This is a genomic window from Streptomyces sp. NPDC005402, from assembly GCF_040606575.1.
Classification (GTDB): domain Bacteria; phylum Actinomycetota; class Actinomycetes; order Streptomycetales; family Streptomycetaceae; genus Streptomyces.
On the sequence record NZ_JBEXFB010000001.1, the window covers coordinates 153,297 to 177,180 of the forward strand.

The 23,884-nt window shown below is 71.7% G+C and carries 17 protein-coding genes; 6 read left to right on the top strand and 11 right to left on the bottom strand.

Features of this window, described 5'->3' with window-relative positions; translation table 11 throughout:
* The first annotated feature begins 106 nt into the window (after positions 1-106).
* Complete coding sequence (locus ABZT02_RS00765) at positions 107-1,885, top strand: sulfatase (RefSeq protein WP_356012803.1); 1,779 nt, start codon at positions 107-109, stop codon at positions 1,883-1,885.
* Here the strand turns inward: ABZT02_RS00765 and ABZT02_RS00770 are convergent.
* On the bottom strand, positions 1,863-2,588 hold the full coding sequence (locus tag ABZT02_RS00770) for an alpha/beta hydrolase (protein WP_356012804.1): 726 nt from the start codon (positions 2,586-2,588) through the stop codon (positions 1,863-1,865). The genes ABZT02_RS00765 and ABZT02_RS00770 overlap by 23 nt on opposite strands.
* A gap of 231 nt (positions 2,589-2,819) precedes the next feature.
* Here ABZT02_RS00770 and paaK point away from each other — a divergent pair, with 231 nt between their 5' ends.
* A complete protein-coding gene (paaK, locus tag ABZT02_RS00775; RefSeq protein ID WP_356012806.1) occupies positions 2,820-4,154 on the top strand; it encodes a phenylacetate--CoA ligase PaaK in 1,335 nt (444 codons plus the stop codon).
* Here the strand turns inward: paaK and ABZT02_RS00780 are convergent.
* Entirely contained in the window at positions 4,120-5,616 is a 1,497-nt protein-coding gene (locus ABZT02_RS00780) for an acyl-CoA synthetase (RefSeq protein ID WP_356012808.1), read from the bottom strand. The two genes, paaK and ABZT02_RS00780, sit on opposite strands and share 35 nt — an antisense overlap.
* A gap of 63 nt (positions 5,617-5,679) precedes the next feature.
* Between ABZT02_RS00780 and ABZT02_RS00785 the strand changes: the two genes are divergently transcribed.
* On the top strand, positions 5,680-8,076 hold the full coding sequence (locus ABZT02_RS00785; protein WP_356012810.1) for a penicillin acylase family protein: 2,397 nt from the start codon (positions 5,680-5,682) through the stop codon (positions 8,074-8,076).
* Between the two features lie 3 nt (positions 8,077-8,079).
* Here the strand turns inward: ABZT02_RS00785 and ABZT02_RS00790 are convergent, their stop codons facing one another.
* From ABZT02_RS00790 to ABZT02_RS00800, 3 genes are all read right to left on the bottom strand, one after another.
* A complete protein-coding gene (locus ABZT02_RS00790; RefSeq protein WP_356012812.1) occupies positions 8,080-9,633 on the bottom strand; it encodes an acyl-CoA synthetase in 1,554 nt (517 codons plus the stop codon).
* Positions 9,630-10,739: a nitronate monooxygenase gene (locus ABZT02_RS00795; RefSeq protein WP_356012814.1), complete on the bottom strand. Its 1,110-nt coding sequence runs from the start codon at positions 10,737-10,739 to the stop codon at positions 9,630-9,632. Before ABZT02_RS00795 ends, ABZT02_RS00790 begins: the two co-directional genes overlap by 4 nt.
* 152 nt (positions 10,740-10,891) lie before the next feature.
* A complete protein-coding gene (locus ABZT02_RS00800) occupies positions 10,892-11,743 on the bottom strand; it encodes a helix-turn-helix transcriptional regulator (RefSeq protein ID WP_356012816.1) in 852 nt (283 codons plus the stop codon).
* A gap of 87 nt (positions 11,744-11,830) precedes the next feature.
* Between ABZT02_RS00800 and ABZT02_RS00805 the strand changes: the two genes are divergently transcribed.
* The gene (locus ABZT02_RS00805; protein WP_356012818.1) at positions 11,831-12,610 is read left to right on the top strand and encodes a glucose 1-dehydrogenase; all 780 of its coding nucleotides are present in this window, start codon (positions 11,831-11,833) and stop codon (positions 12,608-12,610) included.
* 26 nt (positions 12,611-12,636) lie between these two features.
* On the opposite strand, the gene ABZT02_RS00810 is transcribed toward ABZT02_RS00805, so the two are convergent.
* From ABZT02_RS00810 to ABZT02_RS00830, 5 genes are all read right to left on the bottom strand, one after another.
* Positions 12,637-14,208 carry an NAD(P)/FAD-dependent oxidoreductase gene (locus ABZT02_RS00810; RefSeq protein WP_356012820.1) on the bottom strand — a complete coding sequence of 524 codons (1,572 nt, stop codon included), beginning with the start codon at positions 14,206-14,208 and terminating at the stop codon, positions 12,637-12,639.
* Between the two features lie 73 nt (positions 14,209-14,281).
* The gene (locus ABZT02_RS00815; RefSeq protein ID WP_356012822.1) at positions 14,282-16,531 is read right to left on the bottom strand and encodes a serine/threonine-protein kinase; all 2,250 of its coding nucleotides are present in this window, start codon (positions 16,529-16,531) and stop codon (positions 14,282-14,284) included.
* Positions 16,532-16,591: 60 nt separating this feature from the next.
* Positions 16,592-17,458, bottom strand: a complete 867-nt coding sequence (locus ABZT02_RS00820; protein WP_356012824.1) for an oxygenase MpaB family protein — start codon at positions 17,456-17,458, stop codon at positions 16,592-16,594.
* A gap of 9 nt (positions 17,459-17,467) precedes the next feature.
* A complete protein-coding gene (locus ABZT02_RS00825; RefSeq protein ID WP_356012826.1) occupies positions 17,468-18,682 on the bottom strand; it encodes an acyl-CoA dehydrogenase family protein in 1,215 nt (404 codons plus the stop codon).
* 116 nt (positions 18,683-18,798) lie between these two features.
* The gene (locus tag ABZT02_RS00830) at positions 18,799-19,173 is read right to left on the bottom strand and encodes a ferredoxin (protein WP_356012828.1); all 375 of its coding nucleotides are present in this window, start codon (positions 19,171-19,173) and stop codon (positions 18,799-18,801) included.
* A 142-nt stretch (positions 19,174-19,315) separates the two neighbouring features.
* Here ABZT02_RS00830 and ABZT02_RS00835 point away from each other — a divergent pair, with 142 nt between their 5' ends.
* On the top strand, positions 19,316-19,693 hold the full coding sequence (locus ABZT02_RS00835; protein WP_356012829.1) for a DUF6479 family protein: 378 nt from the start codon (positions 19,316-19,318) through the stop codon (positions 19,691-19,693).
* A gap of 113 nt (positions 19,694-19,806) precedes the next feature.
* Here the strand turns inward: ABZT02_RS00835 and ABZT02_RS00840 are convergent, their stop codons facing one another.
* Positions 19,807-21,546: a glycoside hydrolase family 15 protein gene (locus ABZT02_RS00840; protein ID WP_356012831.1), complete on the bottom strand. Its 1,740-nt coding sequence runs from the start codon at positions 21,544-21,546 to the stop codon at positions 19,807-19,809.
* A 654-nt stretch (positions 21,547-22,200) separates the two neighbouring features.
* Here ABZT02_RS00840 and ABZT02_RS00845 point away from each other — a divergent pair.
* Positions 22,201-23,574: a Tat pathway signal sequence domain protein gene (locus ABZT02_RS00845; RefSeq protein ID WP_356012833.1), complete on the top strand. Its 1,374-nt coding sequence runs from the start codon at positions 22,201-22,203 to the stop codon at positions 23,572-23,574.
* Positions 23,575-23,884 lie beyond the last annotated feature (310 nt).

Consider the following 23,884-nt stretch of genomic DNA (forward strand, 5'->3'; position numbering starts at 1 on the left):
ACGTGCGAACGTACTGGTGGTGGCAGGCTCGGCCGGCGGGCCCTGTTCGTCATGCCGTCGGGGCAGGACCGCACGCCACAGCAAGATCGCACGGAAGGACCACCGGGTGTCACTCTTCACTCGCTCTCACGAACTGCCGGACACCGCCGAGGACGAGGCGGAAGCGGACGGCGGGGGTGCCGCGGGGGAAGAAGTGACGGAGGAGGCCGAAGAGGTCCGGGCGGAGAACGGCCTGGTGCGCCCCGGCTGGTTCGGCTGGCGCCGCCGTTACCCCCGTACGGCTCGCGGAGTCTCCGTGGCGACGACTGTACTGGCCGGTCTTCTGCTGCTGGTCGTGCTGCTCTCCCCCGCCCGGCTCGACCGCATGAACCTCGGGGCGTTCCTCCGGTTCCCCGTCGAGGCGATCATCCTCGCGGCCGTCCTGCTGGTGCTGCCCCCGAAGGTCCGCCGGATCACGGCGGTGTTCTTCGGGATGTTCATCGGGCTGCTCACCCTCGTGAAGCTGATGGACATGGGCTTCCGCCAGACTTTGGCCCGGCCGTTCGACCTGGTCTTCGACTGGATCATGCTGGGCAACGCGACAGACTGGCTCAAGGAGACCTTCGGGCGCACGGGCGAGGTGCTCGCGATCGCCGGCGTGATCGTCCTGTTCCTCGCGGTCCTCGCGCTGTGCACGCTCGCGGTGGTGCGGTTGACGAACGTCATGTCCCGGCACCGCCCCAGGGCGGTTCTCACCACACTCGTCCTCGGCACCGTGTGGATCACCTGCTTCAACGTCGGCGTGCAGTTCGGCGGGGTCACCTTCGCCACCGACGGCTACAGCGTGTTCGTCGTCAACCGGTTCCAGAACGTGCGCAACGGACTGGGGGACGCCAAGGTCTTCGAGAAGCAGTCCGCCGTCGACGCCTTCGCCGCCACCCCTCCCGACCAGCTCCTCACCGGGCTGCGCGGCAAGGACGTCCTGTTCACCTTCATCGAGAGCTACGGCCGGGTGGCGATCGACGACCCGGCGATGGCACCGGAGATGGACGCGACACTCAAGAAGGGCGACGCGACGCTCAAGGCGGCCGGCTTCGCGTCCCGCAGCGGATGGCTCACGTCCCCCGTCACGGGTGCCGGCAGCTGGATGGCCCATTCGACGTTCCTGTCCGGCCTGTGGGTCAACAACCAGCAGCGGTACCTGAACCTCACCAACAGTGACCGCGCCACCCTCACCAGCTACTTCCAGAAGACCGATGCCTGGCGCACGGTCGGCATCGTGCCGGGTGTGCGCAAGTCCTGGCCCGAGGGCAAGTACTTCGGCCTCGACCACATCTACGACTCCACGCACCTCGGCTACAAGGGCCCCTACTTCAGCTGGACGCCGGTACCGGACCAGTTCAGCCTGGAGGCCTTCCAGAAGCTGGAGCACGGCAAGAAGAACCGCGACCCGATCATGGCGGAGATCATCCTGGCCTCCAGCCACAACCCCTGGTCGCCCATCGCCCACACGATCGACTGGAACGACCTCGGCGACGGTTCGGTCTTCGAGCAGATCAAGAAGGAGGGCACGAACCCCACCGAGGTCTGGAAGAGCCAGGAGCGGGTGCGCACCGAGTACCGCAAGGCCATCCAGTACTCCGTGGACAGCCTGACCCAGTGGATGCAGCGCTACGGCGACGAGAACACGGTCCTCGTCTTCCTCGGCGACCACCAGCCCGTCCCCACCGTGACCAAGGGCTCCACCAGCAGGGACGTGCCGGTCACGATCGTCGCCAAGGACCCGAAGGTGCTGGACCGGGTCGCCGACTGGAACTGGACGGACGGCCTCAAGCCCGCCGACAACGCGCCCGAGTGGGGAATGGACAAGTTCCGCGACCGCTTCATGACGGCGTTCGCGAAGTGACGTCCGGCGGCGACGGCGCTTCCAGGAAGGGCACGACGGCCGCCAGGAACTCCTCGGGCCTGGTTTCGTGCACCAGGTGGCCGCCGCCGAGGGTCACCAGCCGGGCGTCCGGGATCACCGAGGCCAGCAGGGCGACTTCCTCCTGAGGAATGACGCTGGTGGGACCGCCCCCGATGAGCAGTGTGGGCATGGTGATCCGACCCATGTGGCCCCACCACACAGGGTCCGGCGCGTTGCGCTGCGCGTCGGTGGCCCGCAGCATGTCCCAGTCGAACGGTGGGTCGTTGTCCGGGGCGGGGGCGGGCGGTCGAGGCGGGTCGAGGGGAACCGGCGCGGGTACGTCCTCCAGGACCAGCCGTCGTACGGCGCCGGGCGTGTGCTGCGCGAGGAGGTAGGCCACGGCCCCGCCGAGCGAATGGCCGACCACGTCGGCACGGTCCACACCCAGCGCGGCCAGGAAGCCGAGCATGTCGTCGCGCATCGCCTCGTACGCGTACCCTCCCGGCCAGTCGCTCCGCCCGTGCCCTCGCAGATCGGGCGCGTACACGCGGCGCGGGCGCTTCCCCACGGCAAGCCGCTCGGCGATCCCGGTCCAGTTCGCCCCATCCGCGCCACGGCAGTGCAACAGCAGCACGGGCGGCGCGTCCTCGGGGCCCCAGGACCGGTACGCGAGGGTGATGCCGTTCGCCTCGATGGTGTCCATGCCGGTGAACGTATCCGGAGGGTGCTCGGTCGCGGCCCCGGTCTGCCCAGGGCAGAACGCCGGCTTCCGTCAAGGGCGTGGTCGCAGGTCCACGGCCCCAGTGGGGTGAGTTCCGCTCCTCAGCGTGCGGGCCTCTTGCCTCAGCCCCGCTCGCCTGGATTACTGATCCCCAGCACCTCGACCGAATGATCGGTCGCCCGTGATGAGGTGGTGGGCGAAAGGGACGTTCCGATGGCGGATGCGGCGGAGCTGCTGGACTCGGGGGAACGGCTGGATGCCGGAGCGTTGCGGGCGGTGCAGCTGGAGCGGATGCGGGCCTCGTTGCGGCACGCGTACGAGCATGTGCCGTTCTACAGGGAGTCCTTCGACCGGGCCGGTGTCCGGCCGGACGACTGCCGATCCCTGAGCGATCTGGCCCGGTTCCCGTTCACGACCAAGGCCGACCTGCGCGAGAACTATCCGTACGGGATGTTCGCCGTGCCCCGGGATCATGTGCGCCGCATCCATGCCTCCAGCGGTACCACCGGGCGCCCCACGGTCGTCGGATACACCGAGAACGATCTTTCCCTGTGGGCCGACATGGTGGCGCGTTCCCTCCGGGCGGCCGGCGCCCGGCCCGGGGACGTGGTGCATGTGGCGTACGGCTATGGGCTGTTCACCGGTGGGCTCGGCGCACACTACGGCGCCGAACGGCTCGGCTGTACGGTCGTCCCCGCGTCCGGCGGCATGACGGCACGCCAGGTCCAGCTCATCCAGGACCTGGAGCCCGGGATCATCATGGTGACCCCGTCGTACATGCTCACGCTGCTCGACGAGTTCGAGCGGCAGGGTGTCGATCCCCGGAGCACCTCTCTGCGGGTGGGCGTCTTCGGTGCCGAGCCCTGGACGGAGGAGATGCGCCGGGAGATCGAGGAGCGGTTCGCGATCGACGCCGTGGACATCTACGGGCTGTCGGAGGTGATCGGCCCCGGCGTCGCGCAGGAGTGCGTGGAGACCAAGGACGGGCTCCATGTGTGGGAGGACCATTTCTTCCCCGAGATCGTCGACCCGCTCACCGGGGAGGTGCTGCCGGACGGTGAGAGGGGTGAGCTGGTGTTCACCTCGCTCACCAAGGAGGCGATGCCCGTCGTCCGCTACCGGACCCGGGATCTGACCCGGCTGCTGCCGGGCACGGCCCGGGTGTTCCGGCGGATGGAGAAGGTCACCGGCCGCAGCGACGACATGGTGATCCTGCGCGGGGTGAACCTCTTCCCCACGCAGATCGAGGAGATCGTCCTGCGCACCCCGGGCGTCGCGCCGCACTTCCAGCTCCGGCTCACCCGCGAGGGCCGCCTGGACGCCCTGACCGTGCGGGCGGAGGCCAGGCCGGACGCCTCACCCGAGACCAGGGACGCGGCCGCACGAGCCATCGCCGCGGCCGTGAAGGACGGCGTCGGGGTGTCGGTCGGCGTCGAGATCGTGGAACCGGAGTCCCTGGAGCGGTCCGTCGGCAAGATCCGCCGGATCGTCGACCTGCGCCCCCGTCAGCCCCTCACGACGAGAACCGGTCCCGCAGCTCCCGCTTGAGGATCTTCCCGCTGGCGTTCCGCGGCAGCTCGTCCACGAACAGCACCCGCTTGGGCGCCTTGAAGTGGGCGAGCTTCTCCCGGGCGTGGTCGATCAGTTCGGCCTCGGTGACCTCGCCGCGCGGGACGACGACCGCGGTGACGGCCTCGATCCACCGCTCGTCGGGCAGACCGATCACGGCGACCTCGGCGACCGCGTCGTGGGTGTACAGCGCGTCCTCGACCTGGCGTGAAGCGACCAGCACCCCGCCGGAGTTGATGACGTCCTTCACCCGGTCGACGATCGTGAAGTAGCCGTGCGCGTCCCGCACCGCGAGGTCGCCGGAGTGGAACCAGCCGTCCCGGAAGGCCGCCTCGGTCTCCTCGGGCTTGTCCCAGTAGCCCTCGCACAACTGCGGTGACCTGTAGACGATCTCGCCGGGCGTACCGTCCGGGACGTCCTTGCCGTCCTCGTCCACGACCCGCGCGTCGACGAACAGGACGGTACGGCCGCAGGAGTCCATCCGCCCCTTGTGCTCGTCGGGCGCGAGGACGGTGGCCAGCGGGCCGATCTCGCTCTGGCCGAAGCAGTTGTAGAAGGCCAGCTTCGGCAGGCGTTCACGGAGGCGTTCCAGGACGGGCACCGGCATGATCGAGGCGCCGTAGTACGCCTTGCGCAGCCCGCTGAGATCGCGGGTGGCGAAGTCGGGGCGGTTGGCCAGTCCGATCCAGACCGTGGGCGGGGCGAAGAGACTGTCCGCGCGGCCCTCCTCGATCAGGTCGAAGAGGCGGTCGCCGTCGGGCGCGTCGAGGATGATGTTCGTCGCGCCGACCGCGAGGCAGGGCAGCAGGAAGACGTGCATCTGCGCGGAGTGGTACAGCGGCAGCGAGTGCACCGGCCGGTCACCCGCGCTCAGATCACAGGCGGTGATCGCGCTCAGGTACTCGTGGACCAGGGCGCGGTGGGTCATCATCGCGCCCTTCGGCAGGGCCGTCGTACCCGAGGTGTACAACAGCTGGACCAGGTCCTCACCGCACGGTTCGGGTCCGTCGTACGGCGGTGTCGTGCCCAGGCGTGCCAGCAGCGACTCGTCGGAGTCCCGCAGGGCCACCGTGCGCACACCGTCCGGCAGCCGCCCCGCGAGGTCGGGATCGGCGAGGACGAGCGTGCTGCCCGACTGGCCGACGATGTACGCGAGATCGTCGCCGGTCAGGTTCTGGTTGACCGGGACATGCACCAGTCCCGCGCGGGCGCAGGCGAGGAAGGCGATCAGATACGCGTCCGAGTTGTGGCCGTAGGCGCCGACGCGGTCGCCGCGATCGAGGCCCTGGTCGAGGAGCAGGCGGGCCGCGCGGGAGACGGCGTCGTCGAGTTCCTCGTACGTCCACGACCGCTCGCCGTACTCCACCGCGACGCGCGCCGGGGTGCGCCGGGCGCTGCGCCGCAGCACCCCGTCAACCGTACTGCCGTGTCCAGGCGTCATACGGGACAACCTACCGGTTGGTACGCTCAACCGCTCCTTCCCTCAATGACGTTGGGAGGCACGATGCGCACCCGCCCCAGACGCGCCGTCATCGCGGCCGTGGTCCTGTTCGCCGCCGTCGGCACACTGCCGGCATCAGCCGCGCAGGACCCGCAGAAACAGGAACATCCGTCCCACGGCGGTCTGTCCGCCACCATCCGCTACACCGAGTACGGCATCCCGCACATCCTCGCGAGGAACTACGCGGACCTCGGCTTCGGCACCGGGTGGGCGCAGGCCACCGACGAGGTGTGCACGCTCGCCGACGGGTTCGTGACCGTGCGCGGCGAGCGTTCGCGGTTCTTCGGGGCCGACGCCGCCTCCGACTCCGCGCTCTCCTCGGCCACCAAGAACGTCTCCAGCGACCTGTATTTCCGCGGGGTGCGGGAGGCGGGAACGGTGGAGAAGCTGATGGCCACGCCTGCGCCGCGCGGGCCGAGCCGTGAGGTGAGGGAGCTGATGCGGGGCTTCACGGCGGGCTACAACGCCTGGCTGAGGAAGAACCGGATCACCGACCCGGCGTGCAAGGGCGCCGACTGGGTGCGTCCGGTGTCGGTCCAGGACGTGGCCGCGCGCAATTTCGCGCTGGCCGTGCTCGGCGGTCAGGGCCGGGCCGTGGACGGCATCACGGCCGCGCAGCCACCCGGGTCCACCACCCCGGCGACCGGCGCACCGGACGCCCGGGACACCGCCCGCGCCGCCCGTGAGCTGTTCGCCGCCGACTCGGCCGACATGGGCTCCAACGCCGTTGCCTTCGGAGGCGCCACGACGGCGAACGGCCGCGGGCTCCTGCTCGGCAACCCGCACTACCCCTGGCAGGGCGGCCGCCGCTTCTGGCAGTCGCAGCAGACCATCCCCGGCGAACTGAACATCGCGGGCGGCTCACTGCTCGGCTCGGCGACGATCTCCATCGGCCACAACGCTCAGGTGGCCTGGAGCCACACGGTGGCCACCGGCGTCACCCTCAACCTGCACCAGCTCACCCTGGACCCGGCCGACCCGACCACCTACCTGGTGGACGGCAGGCCCGAGCGGATGACCAGGCGCCAGGTGACCGTTGCCGTCAAGGACTCCGCACCGGTGACGAGGACCCAGTGGTGGACGCGGTACGGCCCGGTCGTCACCTCGCTCGGGGCCGCGCTGCCGCTGCCCTGGACGACCACGACGGCGTACGCCCTGAACGACCCGAACGCCACCAACCTGCGCGCCTCCGACACGGCCCTCGGCTTCAGCAGGGCCCGCAGCACGAGCGATGTGCTGGGCGCGCTGAAGCGCACACAAGGGTTGCCGTGGGTCAACACGATCGCCGCCGACTCGCAGGGGCACACCCTGTTCACCCAGTCCCAGGTGCTCCCCCGGATCACCGACGAGCTGGCGCAGCGCTGCTCCACTCCTCTGGGCAGGGTCACCTACCCCGCCTCGGGAGTGGCGGTCCTGGACGGCTCGCGCGGCGACTGTGCCCTCGGCAGTGATCCGGACGCCGTACAGCCGGGGATCTTCGGGCCGGCGAAGATGCCGGTCCTGAAGGACGCGCCGTACGCGGAGAACTCCAACGACAGCGCCTGGCTGGCCAATGTCGAGCGTCCGATCACCGGGTACGAGCGGGTCTTCGGCACGGTCGGGGTCCAGCGCTCGATGCGCACGCGCGGTGCGCTGCGGGACGTGTCCGCGATGGCCTCGCGTGGGCGGTTGACCGTGCGGGATCTTCAGGAAAAGCAGTTCGCCAACAGGGTGCCCGCGGGTGACCTGGTGGCGGCCGACGCGGCGAAGGCGTGTGCCGCGCTGCCTGGCGGCGCGGCAACTGGTAGTGACGGCAAGGCCGTTGACGTCAGTGGTGCCTGCGGGGTGCTCGCGGCCTGGGACCGCACCGCGAACACCGGCAGCCGGGGCGCACTGCTCTTCGACCGGCTGTGGCGCAAGCTGCCCGTGTCGCAGCTGTGGAAGGTGCCGTTCTCGGCGGCCGATCCGGTGGGCACCCCGAACACCCTCAACACGGACGCACCCGCCTTCGCCACGACCCTCGCGGACACGGTCACCGAGCTCACGGCGGCGGGCATTGCGCTGAACTCCCGGCTCGGGGAGCACCAGTTCGTCGTACGGAACGGCCAGCGCATCGCCGTCCCGGGCGGCACCGAGTCGCTGGGGGTGTGGAACAAGGTCGAGCCGGTGTGGAACCCGGCGGGCGGCGGATACCCGGAGGTGACGACCGGGTCCAGCTACATCCAGGCGGTGGGCTGGGACGGCGGCCGCTGCCCGGTGGCCCGGACCCTGCTGACGTACTCCCAGTCCTCGAATCCGAACTCGCCGCACCACAGCGACCAGACCCGGCTGTTCTCGGCGGAGAAGTGGGTGACGTCCCGCTTCTGCGAGAAGGACATCCTGTCGTCGCCCGCGCTGAGGGTCGTCCGGGTCCGGTCCTGAGGCTCACACCGGTCGCGAGCGGCCCTCCCAGTAGGGATCCCGCAGGCGTCGCTTGTACAGCTTGCCGTTCGGGTCGCGGGGCATCTCGGTGATGAAGTCGACGCTCTTCGGGCGCTTGTAGCCCGCGAGTTGTGCGGCGCAGTGGGCGAGGAGGTCGGCGGCCAGGTCCGGCCCGGGTGTGTGGCCCGGGGCGGGTTCCACCACGGCCTTGACCTCCTCGCCCCAGTCGTCGTGCGGGATGCCGAAGGCGGCGGCGTCGGCGACGGCGGGGTGCTGGAGCAGGACGGACTCGATCTCGGCGGGGTAGATGTTCACCCCGCCGGAGATGATCATGTCGATCTTGCGGTCACGGAGGAAGAGATAGCCGTCCTCGTCGAGGAGGCCGAGGTCGCCGACGGTGAAGAAGTCGCCGATGCGGTTCTTCTTCGTCTTGGCCTCGTCCTTGTGGTACGCGAAGCCGCCCGTGTTCATCTTCAGGTACACGGTGCCGAGTTCGCCGGGCGGCAGCCGGTTGCCGTCGTCGTCGAAGATCGCGAGCTCGCTGATGGGCCATGCCTTGCCGACCGTGCCGGGCTTCTTCAGCCAGTCCTCGGCGGTCGCGAAGGCCCCGCCGCCCTCGCTGGCCGCGTAGTACTCCTCCACACAGGGCCCCCACCAGTCGAGCATCGCGCGCTTCACATGGTCGGGACAGGGGGCGGCCCCGTGGATGGCGTGCCTCATGGACGAGACGTCGTAGCGCGCCCGGACCTCCTTGGGCAGTGCCAGCAGACGGTGGAACTGGGTCGGGACCATGTGCGTGTGGGTGCACTTGTGCGCGTCGATCAGCCGGAGCATCTCCTGCGGCGTCCACTTGTCCATCAGGACCAGGCGGTGCCCGATGTGCAGGGACGCGGCCGCGAACTGCAGGACGGCGGTGTGGTAGAGCGGCGAGCAGACGAGGTGGACGTCGTCGCCGAAGGGGCGGATCCCGAAGATGCCGAGGAAGCCGCCGAGGTACGCCTCCTCCGGCAGCTTGCCGGGCAGCGGTCGGCGGATACCGCGCGGGCGGCCCGTCGTGCCCGAGGTGTAGTTCATGACCCACCCGAGTTCACGGTCCGCGGGCGCCGACTCCGGTTGTCCGTCGAGGAGTTCGGCGTACGGCCGGAAACCCTCGACCTCGCCGACGGAGTACCGGTGGGTTGCCGCAAGGCCCGCCTCGTCGGCGGCCTGGCGTGCGGCTTCCCCGAACCTCTCGTGGGCGACCAGCACCTTCGCGCCGGAGTCGGCGACGATCCAGGCGATCTCGGGGGCGACGAAGTGGTGGTTGATCGGGACCAGGTAGAAACCGGCCTGGCTGGCGGCGAGGTGCGCGGTGAAGAACTCCGCGCTGTTGGGCAGGACGACGGCGAAGGCGTCCCCGCGTTCGAGTCCGGCGGCCCGCAGGCCGTGGACGAGTTGGTTGGCGGCGGCGTGGAGGCGGCCCGCCGTCCAGGGCGAGCCGTCGGGGGCGATCAGGACCGTACGAGAGGGGTCCTGCGCCGCCTGGGCCCAGAAGCCCGCGGGAGGTGTGCTGGTCACTGGCCGCTCCTTCCGGCGATGCGGTTGATGCGATCGACGGCTTCCTCGAAGCCGCGGGTGAGGTCGTCGAAGACGGCCTGGACGCTGCGCTCGCTCGTCATCCGGCCGACGATCTGGCCGACGGGCGTGCCCAGCAAGGGCTCCACCTCGTACTTCTGGATGCGCGAGACGGCGTCGGCGACCAGCAGGCCCTGGAGGGGCATGGGCAGGGTGCCCGGCCCGTCGGCGGAGTCCCAGGCGTCGGTCCATTCGGTACGGAGCTGGCGCGCGGGCTTCCCGGTCAGCGCGCGGGAGCGGACCGTGTCGCCGGAGCCGGCCGCGAGCAGCTTCTCGATCAGCTTGGGCGAGGGCAGTTCCGCCTCTGTGGTGGTCAGCCATATGGAGCCCAGCCACACACCCTGGGCGCCGAGTGCCAGTGCGGCCGCCACCTGGCGGCCGCTTCCGATGCCGCCCGCCGCCAGCACGGGCAGCGGGTCCACGGCATCGACGACCTCGGGGGTGAGGACCATGGAGGCGATGTCCCCGGTGTGACCGCCGGCCTCGTAGCCCTGCGCGACCACGATGTCGATGCCGCCCTCCTGGTGCTTGACCGCGTGCCGGGCGCTGCCCGCGAGGGCCGCCACGAGGACGTTCTGGTCGTGCGCCCGGGCCACCACGTCGGCGGGCGGGGAGCCCAGGGCGTTGGCGAGCAGCCGGATCGGGTAGTCGAAGGCGACGTCCAGCTGGTTGCGGGCGACCTGCTCCATCCAGCCCGTGATGCGCCACCCGGACACCTCGCCCTCGGCGAGTTCCGGTACGCCGTACTTGGCGAGGGTGTCCTTGACGAACTGCCGGTGCCCCTCGGGGATCATCGCCTCGACATCCGCCTCGGTCACCCCTTCGACCTTCTTGGCGGGCATGACGACGTCCAGGCCGTACGGCTTGCCGTCGACGTGGGCCTCGATCCAGTCGAGGTCGCGTTTGAGTTCGTCGGGTGCCGTGTAGCGGACCGCGCCGAGCACTCCGAAGCCGCCGGCCCGGCTGATGGCCGCGGCGACGGCGGGGAACGGCGTGAAGCCGAAGACGGCGTGCTCGACTCCCAGTTTCTTGCTCAGCTCCGTCTGCATGGCCGCAGGATGCCGCAGACCCGCGGACGACGGAAGAGGTTTTCTGATGCTCCGTCAGATTCAGGCGCGTCATGTCCGGTGGACGCGGCGCGGATCGAGGACGTCGGCAGGACGGCGGCCCGGGACCGACGGATCAGCCGGGGCCCGACGGATCAGCCGGCGACGTCCATGCGCTGGGTGCCGATCACCGACAGGAGCCGGAATGCCTCCTCGGACCGCGAACCGGGGGTGGCGGTGTAGATCACGACGTGCTGGTCGCGGTCGGCGATGTCCAGGACATCGCAGTTGACGGTGACCGGGCCGACCACGGGGTGGTCGAAGGTCTTGCAGAGCGTGGGGCCGGCCGTGACGTCGTGGGCGGCCCAGAGGCGGGCGAACTCCTCGCTCCCGTCGCGGAGTTCGGCCACCAGGCCGGTCAGCTCGGGATCGTCGGGATAGCGGGCGGAGGCGGCGCGCAGCTGCTGGACCGAGGAGCGTGCGAACTCCTCCCCGTCCGACACCCCGTACAGGCGCCGCCCTTCGGGGTGCGGGCCGAGGAAGGCCCGCCGGACAAGGTTGCGGTCGCGGCGCGAAAGGGCGGAGAAGTCCTCCATGAGGGCCGCCGCCAGGTCGTTCCAGGCGATGACCTCGTGGGTCGCCGAGATGACGATCGCGGCGGCCTGCGGCAGCCGGTGCAGCAGGTCGACGATGCTCTGGCGCACCTCACGGGACGGGCCGGGCGGCAGGCCCGGAGGGGTGCCGGCGAGGTGGTGGATGTGGTCGCGTTCGGCATCCGACAGACGCAGGGCGCGCGCCACCTGGGCCAGCACCTCGAGGGAGGGACGGGGTGCGCGGGCCTGCTCCAGCCGGGTGTAGTACTCGGTGGAGATGTACGCCAGCTGCGCCACCTCCTCGCGGCGCAGGCCCGGGGTACGGCGGCGCGGCCCGGCGGGCAGCCCCACGTCCGCGGGGGCGATGCGCTCGCGTCGGCTGCGCAGGAATTCGGCCAGTTCTCGTCGGTCCACGGTCCCAGTGTGCGCGGGCGCGGGGCTGCCCAGCCAGGTACTGCCGGTGCCTGGATGAGGATCGCCGACGGTCGCAGGCTCGTCGGCATGGACAACAACACGACCACCACTGCCCTGCTCGCCGACAAGGTCGCCTTCGTCACCGGCGCCGGACGCGGTATCGGCGCTGCGGCCGCACGACTGTTCGCCCGCGAAGGCGCCCGGGTTCTGCTCGCGGCCCGCACCGAGACCGAGCTCAAGGCGGTGACCGAGGAGATCCGCGCCGAGGGCGGCACCGCCGACTACGTCCACTGCGACCTGGCCGACCCGGCGAGCGTCCGGGCCGCAGTCGAGCGGGCCGTCGAGCTGTACGGCAGGCTCGACGTGGCCTTCAACAACGGGGCGACCATCCAGCAGCCCGGCCCCATGGACCAGCTGTCCGAGGCCGAGTTCGACCACGTCATCTCCGTCAACCTCAAGGGCCCCTGGCTGGCGATGAACGCCGAGATCGCCGCGATCCGGGCCACCGCCGGGACCGGCGCGATCGTCAACAACTCCAGCATCGGCAGCGTGATGGCCAACCCGTGGCTGCCCGCGTACGGCGCCGCCAAGCGGGCGGTCAACAGCCTGACCGCGTCGGCCGCCGCCACGTACGGCCCGGAGGGCATCCGGGTCAACGCCGTCGCCCCGGGCACCACGCTGACCGAGATGATCGACGCATGGGAGGCGAACTCCCCGGGCATCGTCGAGCAGCTCGTCGCGCAGACCCCGCTGGGCCGCGGTGCCGACCCGGCCGAGATCGCCGAGGCCGCGGCCTGGCTCCTGAGCGACCGGGCCTCGTACGTCACCGGGGTGGTGCTCCAGGTGGACGGCGGCAGCCGGGCCTGAGGGTACGGGCACTCCAGCGGGGCGCGTCAGCCGCCGAGCTCCTCCAGCACGGCCATCGCCGCGTTGTGTCCCGGCACCCCGCTCACCCCGCCGCCGCGCACCGCGCCCGCCCCGCACAGCAGCACGTTCGCGTGCCGGGTCTCCACGCCCCAGCGGCCGGTGCCCTCCTCGGCGTACGGCCAGGACAGTTCGCGGTGGAAGATGTTGCCGCCGGGCAGCCGCAGGTCACGCTCCAGGTCGAGCGGGGTCTTCGCCTCGATGCAGGGCCGGCCGTCCGCGTCCGTGGCCAGGCAGTCGGCCAGCGGCTCGGCGAGGTGGGCGTCGAGTTGGGCGAGGGTCGACTCGAGGAGTTCCTCGCGTACCGCGTCGTTGTCCCGGTCGAAGAGCCGGGCCGGAGTGTGCAGGCCGAACAGGGTGAGGGTCTGGTAGCCCTGCTCGACGAGGTCCGGGCCGAGGATCGTCGGGTCGGTGAGCGAGTGGCAGTAGATCTCGGAGGGCGGGGCTTCGGGGAGCCGGCCGGCGGCGGCCTGGGCGTGGGCGACGGCGAGCTGCTGATAGCCCTCGGCGATGTGGAAGGTGCCGGCGAACGCCTCGCGCGGGTCGACATCGCTGTCGCGCAGCCGCGGCAGCCGCTTGAGGAGCATGTTGACCTTGAGCTGGGCGCCTTCGGCGGGCGTGGGCGGCCGGTCGCCGGTGAGCGCGGCGAGTTCCCGCGGGGAGGCGTTGACCAGGACGTGCCGGGCCGCGACGGTGCCCTCGCCTTCGGCGGTGCGGTAGGTGATCTCCGCCGAGCTTCCGTCCGCGGAGATCCCCACGACCTCGTGCCCGGTGGCGAGGACGGCTCCGGCCTGCCGTGCCGCGGTGGCCAGGGCGTCGGTGAGGGCGCCCATGCCGCCGACGGGGACGTCCCAGGCACCGGTCCCGCCGCCGATCACGTGGTACAGGAAGCAGCGGTTCTGCTTGAGGGAGGGGTCGTGGGCGTCGGCGAAGGTGCCGATGAGCGCGTCGGTCAGGACCACGCCCCGGACCAGGTCATCGGCGAAACAGTCCTCCACGGCCACGCCGATCGGCTCCTCGAACAGGACCCGCCAGGCCTCCTCGTCGTCCACCCGCAGGCGCAGCTCGTCCCGGGTGGGCAGGGGCTCGGTGAGGGTGGGGAAGATCCGCTGCGCGACGCGGCCCGTCATGCCGTAGAACCGCTGCCAGGCCCGGTATTCGCCTTCACCGCCGGTGAGCCGGGCGAAGGCCTCCCTGGTGCGGCGCTCGCCGCCGCCGACGAGCAGTCCGGTCGGCCCGCCGTCGCGTTCGACGGGGGTGTACGACGAGACGTTGCGCGTGCGGACGCGGAAGTCCAGGCCGAGGTCGCGCACGATCTTCTTGGGCAGCAGGCTGACCAGGTACGAGTAGCGCGACAGCCGGGCGTCCACCCCCGCGAACGGCCGCGTGGACACCGCGGCTCCCCCGGTGTTCCCGAGCCGCTCCAGGACCAGTACGGAGCGCCCGGCCCGGGCCAGATAGGCGGCGGCGACCAGTCCGTTGTGACCCCCGCCGACGATGACGGCGTCGTACTGGCGGCGGTGTCCCTCGTGTGCAGGCATGGTTCTTCGTAACACGTGATGATCTAGGTCGGCCAGGGGTGCGCGGCAGTCGACCCACAGCCCTGCTCCCGGGTCACGGGGCTCCGGACGCCCGCTGCTGCCGCAGCACCGCGACTCTGCGGTAGAGCTCGACCGCCTCCGCGCCCCGCCCGAGCTGTTCCAGGCAGTGCGCCTCGTCGTTGCGGCTGGCGAGGGTGTCGGGGTGGTCGGCGCCGAGGACGCGCTCGCGGGCGGCGGCCACCGTGCGGTACTCGGTGAGGGCGTCCGTCCAGCGGCCGAGCCAGCCGAGGCCCACGGCGACCTCGCGGCGGCTGACCAGGGTGTCGGGGTGGTCGGCGCCGAGGACGCGCTCGCGGATCGCGCACACGTCCCGGGACTCGGCGAGGGCTTCCTCCCAGCGGCCCAGCCGGCCGAGGTTGACGCCGAGGCCGTGGCGGGCGCGCAGGGTCTCGGGGTGGGCGGGGCCGTGGACGCGGGTGCGGTCCTCGATCAGGTCGCGGTAGAGCTGGAGGGCGTCCGTGCTGCGGCCGAGGCGGCCGAGGCTGATGCCGACCTCGTAGCGGGCGGCGAGGGTGTCGGGGTGGTCGGGGCCGAGGGCCCGGGCGCGCGCCTCAGCGACCTCGTGGTAGGTCTGCAGGGCTTCTCCCCAGCGTCCCAACTGACCGAGTGCGTAGGCGACTTCGTAGCGGGTGACCAGGGTGTCGGGGTGGTGGGGGCCCAGCACCCGGGCGCGCGCGGCGGCCACCTCGCGGGCCATGCGGTACGAGTCCTCCAGGCGGCCGAGCCTGCTGAGGTTGAAGGCGAGGTTGTGGCGGCAGCGAAGGGTGTCGGGATGGTCCGGGCCCATCCCGCTCTCGCGGGCGGCGAGCACCGAGTTGTAGACCTGGTGGGCGTCGAAGTGGCGGCCCAACTGGCCGAGGACGTACGCCATTTCCTGGCGGGCGGCGAGCGTGTCGGGGTGGTCGGCACCCAGGGTGCGGGTCCTGGTCGCGGCCACGTGCTTGTACTCGCGCAGGGCGTCCGCGGCGCGACCGGTGCGGCTGAGGGTGAAGGCGACCTCGTAACGGCTGGCCAGGGTGTCGGGGTGGTCGGGGCCGAGCAGGTGCTCGCGTTCGGCGGCGACCGCGCGGTGCACCTCGCCGGCCTCGGCCCAGCGGCCCAGGCGTCCGAGGCTGAGCCCCGCGTTGTGCCGTCCGGCGAGTGCCATGAGGGCCTGCGCGGAGGGCACGGGCGGCTCGTCCGGTACGGGTTCCTGGACCCGGCCGGTGGCGGGGCGCGCGATCCATTCGCCGGTGAGACCGGCCCCGGCGTCCGGGGGTGTGGTCACCAGACCGGCGCCGGTGGCCTTGTGGCCGGTGGTCATGCCCCGGGTCCAGGACGGCAGCCGCCTCTCGCGGGGACGGGTGGTCTCGGGTGACTCGTGCGGCCGGACGTCGGGGCGCGGGGTCACCACGGTGGGCACGTACGCCGGTGTGGTGCGGCCCAGGGTGATCCGGCGGCCCAGCTCACGCGCGTCGTGCGGGCGCTGTTCGGGCTGTTTGGCAAGCAGGTCGAGGATGACTCTGTCGAGGTACTCGGGGAGTTCGGCGCGGTGGCTGCGCGGCGGCCGGGGCGGGGTGTCGCGGTGGCCGACGAGGATCGCCCAGGCGTCCTCCAGGTCGAACGGCGGTGCCCCGGTGGCGATCTCGTACAGCACGCATCCCAGGGAGTACAGGTCGCTGCGCTGGTCCACCTCCGAACCCCCAATCTGCTCCGGCGACATGTAGTGCGGGGTGCCCATCGCGATGCCGGTGCCGGTCAGCCGGGAGGTGAAGTCCACGTCGTGGCCGAGGCGGGCGATGCCGAAGTCACAGATCTTCACGGTGCCGTCGGTGAGCCGGACGATGTTCGCGGGCTTCAGGTCCCGGTGCACGATGCCCTGCTGGTGGGTGTAGGCGAGGGCTGCGGCGACCTGGTCGGCTATCTCGATGACGTCGGACACGGGCAGGGGGTGCTGCTTGTTGTCCTCCAGGAGCTGGCTGAGGTTGCGCCCCTCCAGGAGTTCCATCACCAGATAGAGGACACCGTCCGACTCGCCGAAGTCATGGACGACGGTCACCCCGCGATGGCTGAGCGCGGCGGCCACCCGGGCTTCGCGCCGGAACCGCTCCCTGAGGACGCGGGTGAAGGTCTGGTCGTGGTGCCCGCCCAGCGGCTTGAGGCACTTCACGGCGACATGGCGGCCCAGCGACTCGTCGCGTGCCCGCCACACCTCGCCCATGCCCCCGCGCCCGATCAGGTCGAGCAGTCGGTACCGCCCCTGGATGAGCCTGCTGTCCCCCATCTCCTGCGACCGCCCCCGTCGAACTCGCCCCGCCTCCCCTGGCCTGTCCAGTATGGCGACCTATCGTCCGAGTTTGTACGGGGCGGGACGGCTGCCCGGGCCGAGCCGAGCCATGGCGCGGAGAATGTGTTTGGGCGGGAGTTGCCAGCGCAGACGTGCGGGAACGCAGCGAAGCAGGGTGCCGGTGGCGCGCAACTGGCGGGTGACGGTGGTGGGTTTGGGGGCTTTCCTGCCGTACAGCTCGTGGGCGTACGGCGGCAGGGCGGCGTACGCCAGCTGCGCCACGCGCCGCCACAGCACCTCACGCGCCGGGACGAGGAGGGGGTGCGTCGGCGGGCGGAGCAGGAAGTCGTCCACTTCTCGGGCCTCGGGCGTAGCGGCGAGTTCGGGGAGCACCTTCTCGAAGTAGGCGGCCATCTCCGCCCGGTTCGCCGGTACGGCGTCGGGGTCCAGGCCCACCAGGCGGGCGCTGACCCGGTGTTCGGACAGGTAGCGGTCGGCCTGCTCGTCGGTGAGGGGGAAGCCGGAGCGGCGGGCGACCTGGAGGTAGGAGTCGATCTCGGCGCAGTGCACCCACAGCAGGAGGTCGGGTTCGTCGACGCCGTAGCGCTCACCGGAGTCGGGGTCGGTCGCCCCGAGCATGCCGTGGATCTTCCGGACCCGGGCGCCGGCCTTCTCCGCGGCCTCGGTGGTGCCGTAGGTCGTGGTGCCCACGAAGCTTGCGGTGCGCATCAGCCGGCCCCAGGCGTCGCGCCGGAAGTCGGAGTTCTGCATGACTCCGCGCACCGCGCGCGGGTGCAGGGCCTGGAGATAGAGCGCGCGGATGCCGGCGACCCACATCATCGGGTCGCCGTGCACCTGCCAGGTCACCGAGTCCGGGGTGAACAGCCCGGGATCGCCCGCCTCGAGGTCCGCTGTGTCCGCCATACGCGCAGGCTAACGCCGCACCCGCGGCATACCCAGACCGATCCACGAGATGATCTCCCGCTGGATCTCGTTGTTGCCGCCGCCGAAGGTGAAGATCACCGCCGAGCGGTAGCCGCGTTCCAGCTCGCCGTGCAGGACCTCGCCCGCCGAGCCCTCCTTCAGCGCACCGGCCGCCGCGACGATCTCCATGAGCCACGCGTAGGCGTCCCGGCGGGCCTCGGAGCCGTAGACCTTGACCGCGGAGGCGTCCTGCGGGGTGAGGGTGCCGTCCTCCACGGCGTTCACCATCCGCCAGTTCAGGAGCTTGAGCGCGTCGAGGCGGGTGTGGGTCTGGGCGAGGCGGCGGCGCACCCACGGCAGGTCGATCACGCGGCGGCCGTCAACCAGCTTGGTCTCCATGGCCCAGCGCTGGACGTCTTGCAGGGCACGGATCGCCATGGTGCCGTGGGCGGCCAGGGTGACGCGCTCGTGGTTGAGCTGGTTGGTGATCAGCCGCCAGCCCTGGTTCTCCTCACCGACCCGGTGCGAGACGGGGACGCGGACGTTCTCGTAGTAGCTCGCCGTGGTGTCGTGCGAGGCGAGGGTGTTGATGACGGTGTACGAGTAGCCGGGGTCGGTGGTCGGCATCAGGAGCATGGTGATGCCCTTGTGCGGCGGGGCGTCCGGGTCGGTGCGCACGGCGAGCCACACCCAGTCGGCGGTGTCGCCGTTGGTGGTCCAGATCTTGTGGCCGTTGACGACGTACTCTCCCCCGCTCTCGGCTTCGCTCGAGCGGGAGGTGCCCCCATCGTCCCGTACCGCGCGGGTCTTCAGGGACGCGAGATCCGTGCCCGCGTCGGGCTCGCTGTAACCGATCGCGAAGTCGATCTCACCGGAGAGGATGCGCGGCAGGAACCAGGACTTCTGCTCCTCGGTGCCGTACCGCATGATCGTCGGCCCGACGGTGTTGAGGGCCATCAGCGGCAGCGGTACGCCGGCCTGGGCGGCCTCGTCGAAGAAGATGAACTGTTCCATCGCGGTCAGGCCGCGGCCACCGTACTCCTTGGGCCAGCCGACGCCGAGCCAGCCGTCCCTGCCGAGGCGGCGGATGGTGTCGCGGTAGAAGCGTTTCTGGGCCTCGCGGTCGGTGAAGCGGGCGTGCGCGTTGTCGGGGACCAGGTCGGCGAAGTAGGTGCGCAGTTCGGTGCGCAGCCGCTGCTGCTCGGGCGTGTGGTCGAGATGCACGGCGCCTCCAGGCTCCCCGGGACCGGTCCTGACGGCGCACACCGTAGAACGTGTTCCAGAAATTGGGAACGGTCAGGAGGGGTCTCTCCGGCACCTGAGGCGCGCGAGGGGCGCACTCAGACCAGGGTCGCCATGAAGTCCGTGCACGCCCGGGCGCACTCGCGGCACGCCTTGGCGGCGTCCTCGCAACCGGCGTGCCGGTCGAGGACCTGCGCGCACTCCAGGCAGACCGACCGGCACCACTCCAGCTGGACGCGGATACCGGCCTCGTCCAGATGGTTCTCCTCGGACAGCACCCGGCATGTCGCGTCGCACACCTCGGCGCACATGATGCCCTTGCGTCGCAGTAGCTCCTGCTCCTCGGTCCCGTCCGGGTCGACCAGGCTCGCACGCAGCGCACAGGCCCGTGCGCACTCGGTGCACGCCTGGGCACACGCGAAGCGGTCCTCCAGGAATTGGAAGAGCTCCTGCTGAGAAGTCGAAGTCGTCACAAGGGGCGGGTAGCCGGGGTCCGGGCCGCCAAACCCGGAGTTCCGGGGGGTTTCCGGCACTCCGGGCCGGCCGGCGCGGGTCGCCGGGGCGGGTCGCCGGGGCGGGTCGGTTCGCTCCGAGGTCCGGGGGTACTCGCGTGGCATGAACCAAGCCCTGAACACCGAATGGATGGACCTGGCCGCGGGCCGGGGCGGCCTCGCGGCCGGAGTGATCGCGGCGGGTGTGGTGGTCGTGGCGGTGCTGATCGGCGCCTTCTTCCTGGGCTCCCGCGTCAGGCGCCGCGAGTCGCGTCCGCCCACTCCCGAGGAACAGCCGAGGCTGCCCGAGGGCGGGCCGGTCCGTGAGGTCAGCGAGCACCGGGAGCCCGACGAGGTGCCCAGGAGCGACACCCGGCTGACCCCGCACGAACTGCCCAACCACGGCAACAGCCCGACCCGGACGGGGTCGGGGCAGGAACGGCCTCGCTGGAACGAGGGCAGCAGCGGCTCGTTCGGCAGCGGCGGGCCGGGAGGCGGCTGACGCACGGCCATGTCGCGAGCCGTGCCCCGAGCCCTGTCGCGCGGCCTGTCGCTCGGCCTGTCTCGCGATGACCGTCCGAAACAGCTTTGGAACCGCTGGAGGCGGGCGCCCGCTCATTCACCGAGCCGGGCGGCCGCCTCCAGCAGCAGTGCGTGGACGAAGGCCTGCGGGAGGTTGCCGCGCAGCTGACGCTGGGCGATGTCGAACTCCTCGGCGTACAGCCCCGAGGCCCCGCAAGCACCTCGGTTGCGCTCGAACCATCGGTACGCCTCGACGGTCCTGCCCTGCTGGTGCTCGGCGAGCGCCATGACGAAGCCGCACAGCAGGAAGGCGCCCTCGGCCTCTTCCAGGGGGCGGTCGTCGTGGCGGAAGCGGTACAGGAAGTGGTCGTCGGCCAGTTCCCGACGGCACGCGGCGAGGGTGGCCCGGGTGCGCGGATCGTCGGCGGGCAGGGCACCGCGTACGCCGGGCAGCAGCAGGGCGGCGTCCACCGACGGATCGTCGGGGGTGCGCTGCCAGTGGCCGTCGGGGTGGAGGCAGGTCCGCTCGGCGGCGCCGAGGAGGGTGTCGGCCAGGTCGGTGCAGGTGTCGGCGAGCGGATGGCGGGGCGCTGCCGCGGCCACGGCCCGTAGACCGGCGACGCAGATGAGCCTGCTGTGGGTCCAGGTCCGGTCGTTCAACTCCCAGATACCCGCGTCGGGTTGACGCCACCGGTCGGAGATGGCCCGCACGGCGATCTCCACGGCCTTCCAGTGGCCCTCGTCCAAACGCCCGTGGCGTTCGGCGGCCGCGAGCAGCAGGAGGGCCTCACCGAAGCAGTCGAGCTGGAACTGCTTCCAGACCTGGTTGCCGACGCGGTCGAAGCCACCGGGGTAGCCGGGCAGGTGGAGTTCGCGCTGGGCGGGAACGGGGTCGCCGTGCACGGTGTAGGCCGGAACCAGACGGGCCCCGTCCGCGTGCAGGCGCGCGGTGACGAAGCCGACGGCGGCGTCGAGGAGGTCATGGGCGCCGACGGCGGCAGCGGCATGTCCGGCGTAGCTCTGGTCGCGGATCCACACGTACCGGTAGTCGTAGTTGCGGCCCTCCTCGGCACGCTCGGGCAGACTGGTCGTGGCCGCCGCGACCATGCCCCCGCGTTGCGTGGTGAGGCCGCGCATGACGGCGTAGGCCCGGCGCGCGTCGCGGGGGGCCACGGTGCCGTCGAGCGCGGGGACCGCCTCGTGCCAGGCGGCTTCGGTGGCGGCCCAGGCCCGTTCCGGCTTGGGCAGCTCGGCCGGGAGGGGGGACACGGCGCACTCCAGGACCAGTTCGTGCCGCTCGCCGGGCCTCAGCTCGATGTCCGCGGTCAGACCCCGCTCCCCCACGACGGCCTGCGGGGCGCCCTGCCAGCGCAGTCGGTGCCGACCAGTGCGCAGCTCCCACACCCCGTCGTCGCTACGGTGAACCGAGCCCGGGTCGACCGGTGTCGCGCCGTATCCGCTGCGCGGGTCGAGGACGACGGACACCCGGGCGGGGCCGTCCACCGCGCGCAGCTGCCGCAGCAGAACGAGCCGGTCCGCGTCGCCGGGGAAGGCCAGCGCCTCACGGCACTCGACGATTCCGTCGTCGGTGACCCAGCGGCTGCGCCAGATGAGCGTGCCCTCTTCGTAGTAGCCGCCGAAGACATACCGGCCGGCCGGAGTGACGGCGTACGCGCCCCGCCCGCCGACCAAGCTGGCGAAGACCGCCTCGTCGTGCCAGGTGGGCGCGCACAGCCACCCGATGGCGCCGTCGGGCCCGATGAGCGCCCCGCGCTCACCGTCGGCCAACAACGCGTAGTCGTGCAGTGCATGGGGCGGGAAGGGGGTGCTCATGACGCACGGGTACCCAGGGGGTGGGGAGGTCAACGGGGGGTCCGGGGGCGGCGCCGGAGGGATGGCGGCGGGTCGGCGGCGGGTCGGCGGGTCCGGGGCCAGGGGCATGCGTCCCAGCAGCTGAACGGGGCGGGGCTCCAGGAGACCGGGATCGGGGGCGGGACCGAGGCCGGACCGGACCGGACCGAGGACCGGGGCCGAAGACCAGGGGCCCGGGGCAAGGGCAAGGGCAAGGGCAGCGTCACAGCAGCGGTCATGGGGATGTCTCCTTTCACTGGTCCGGCGCCGTCACGTCGGCGGCCCAAGAAGCGTGCCGACTACTGAATCAATTCTTGATCGCACCCCCCTCCCACCGCCTCGGCCCTTCGGCCAGGAAGCGGCGCCGAACGCACGGCGGCCCTCCGCCGTTCGGCCGAGGGCCGGTCGGTTGGCCGGGCGGTCTGGCGGTCTGGCGGTCGGTCCACCTCACCCGACGAACGAGGGCTTCTTGGGCACGCTCAGGTGACGACCCGGCTGCACGCGACCCTCTCCCGCCCGAGGGGGTCAACTGCTGTTCGGATCCCAGACGTTGACCCGCCTCCTGCGCGACAGCAGAATGATCCCGCCGATTGAGAGCGCTCTCAGACATCCCGGCCCGCACCTCCGAGGAGACCCATGACCGGCAGCCCCCGCCCGCCCCTCAGCCGCCGCACGCTCATCGGGACCGGCCTCGCAGTCACGGTCCTCGCCGCGACCGGCACCGGCACCGCCCAGGCGGCCCAGGGCACGTCCGCGCCCTCCGCTCCCCGCCGTGCGCGGGCCTTCCTGGCCGCCGCCATGGACGCCTACCCGGACCACGGGACCATCCGGCTCACCCAGAGCTACACGGATCAGGCGGGACTGTTCAGCACGGCGTTCACCTACGACAACGCCCTCGCGATCCTGGCCCATCTCGCCTCCCCCGCGGGACAGTCGCGGGCCGCGGCCCTCGGTGACGCGTTGCTGTACGCCCAGGCCCACGACCCGGTGTACGACGACGGCCGGCTTCGGCAGGCCTACAACGTCGGGCCGTACACCTTCTATGACGGTTCCCCGCAGCCGGACGGGTTCGTCAAGGCGGACGGAACGGCCAACGTCGGCACGCAGTTCGGCTTCACCGGCACCGCCGTGGGTGACATGGCGTGGGCCGGTATCGCCCTCAGCGCACTCGCCGGGCGGACCGGTGAGCGGCGCTTCCTCACCGGCGCGGTGCGGATCGGCGAGTGGATCGAGCGGGTGGGGCGGACCGACGAGCCGCTGGGCGGCTACAAGTTCGGGGTCGACGGGGCCGACCAGAGACTGCCGTTCACCTCGACCGAGCACAACACCGATCTGGTCGGCCTGTTCGGGCGGCTCGCCCGGCTGACCGGGGACAAGGTCTGGCGGGAGCGTCGCGCGCGTGCGAGGGCCTTCGTCGAGAAGATGTGGGAGCCGTCGGGGGGCTTTTTCTACACCGGCTCCAACGATGGTGTGACGATCAACAAGTCGCCGATCCCGGAGGACACCCAGACCTGGACCCAGCTCGCTCTCGCCTCCCCCGCCCACTCCCGCTCCCTCGACTGGGCCGCGACCGAGCTGGCCGTACTGGACACGGCCGACCGCCCCAACAGCACGGTTCCCGCCGGCCAGTCCTACGCCGGCGTCACCTTCAGCTCCGCGAGCCTGCTGGCGAACGAGGGCGCCCCCATCGCCGACGGCCAGCCCAGGCCGGACCGCAACGGCGTCTGGTTCGAGGGCACCGCCCACCTCGCGCTCGCGCTGCGCCACCGGGGACACACCGGTGACGAGAAGCGCGCCCGCCGCCTCCTCGGCTCGATCGAGCGCGCCCAGGACCACCTCGGCGGCGCCCAGACCGTCGGCGGCACGACCCTTCCGGCCCGCTCCGGGGTCGTCTCGGCGAGCAGCCCGCTCGACACCGGTTTCGGTTTCGGCTACTACCCCTACCGGCACACCGGCGCCACCGCCTGGTACCTCCTGGCCACGGCCCGCGCCAATCCGCTGCGGGGGTGACTCCCGGCCCTCTCGCCACGGGGGCAACCGGCGGCGCGCGTCCTCGGGTTCGCTACCGCGCGCCGCTGCCGTCCCACTGAGTTCGGCCACGGCCGCACCCGCGACCGGCGCCGGCGGGTCGAGCCCGCCGAGTGACGCCCGCGGCGGTGGCGGACTCCATGAATCGCAGGTCTTCCCGCAACCCCCGCTCGGTGTTACCGACGTGCTGCGGCGCCGCCGCCCAGCCTCAAGCCGCGTCGCCTCGTGCTCGGCGAACGGACGTACGGCCCGCGCCCCGTGGCCCGTGTGTCCGCCAGGCCGCGCCGGCTTC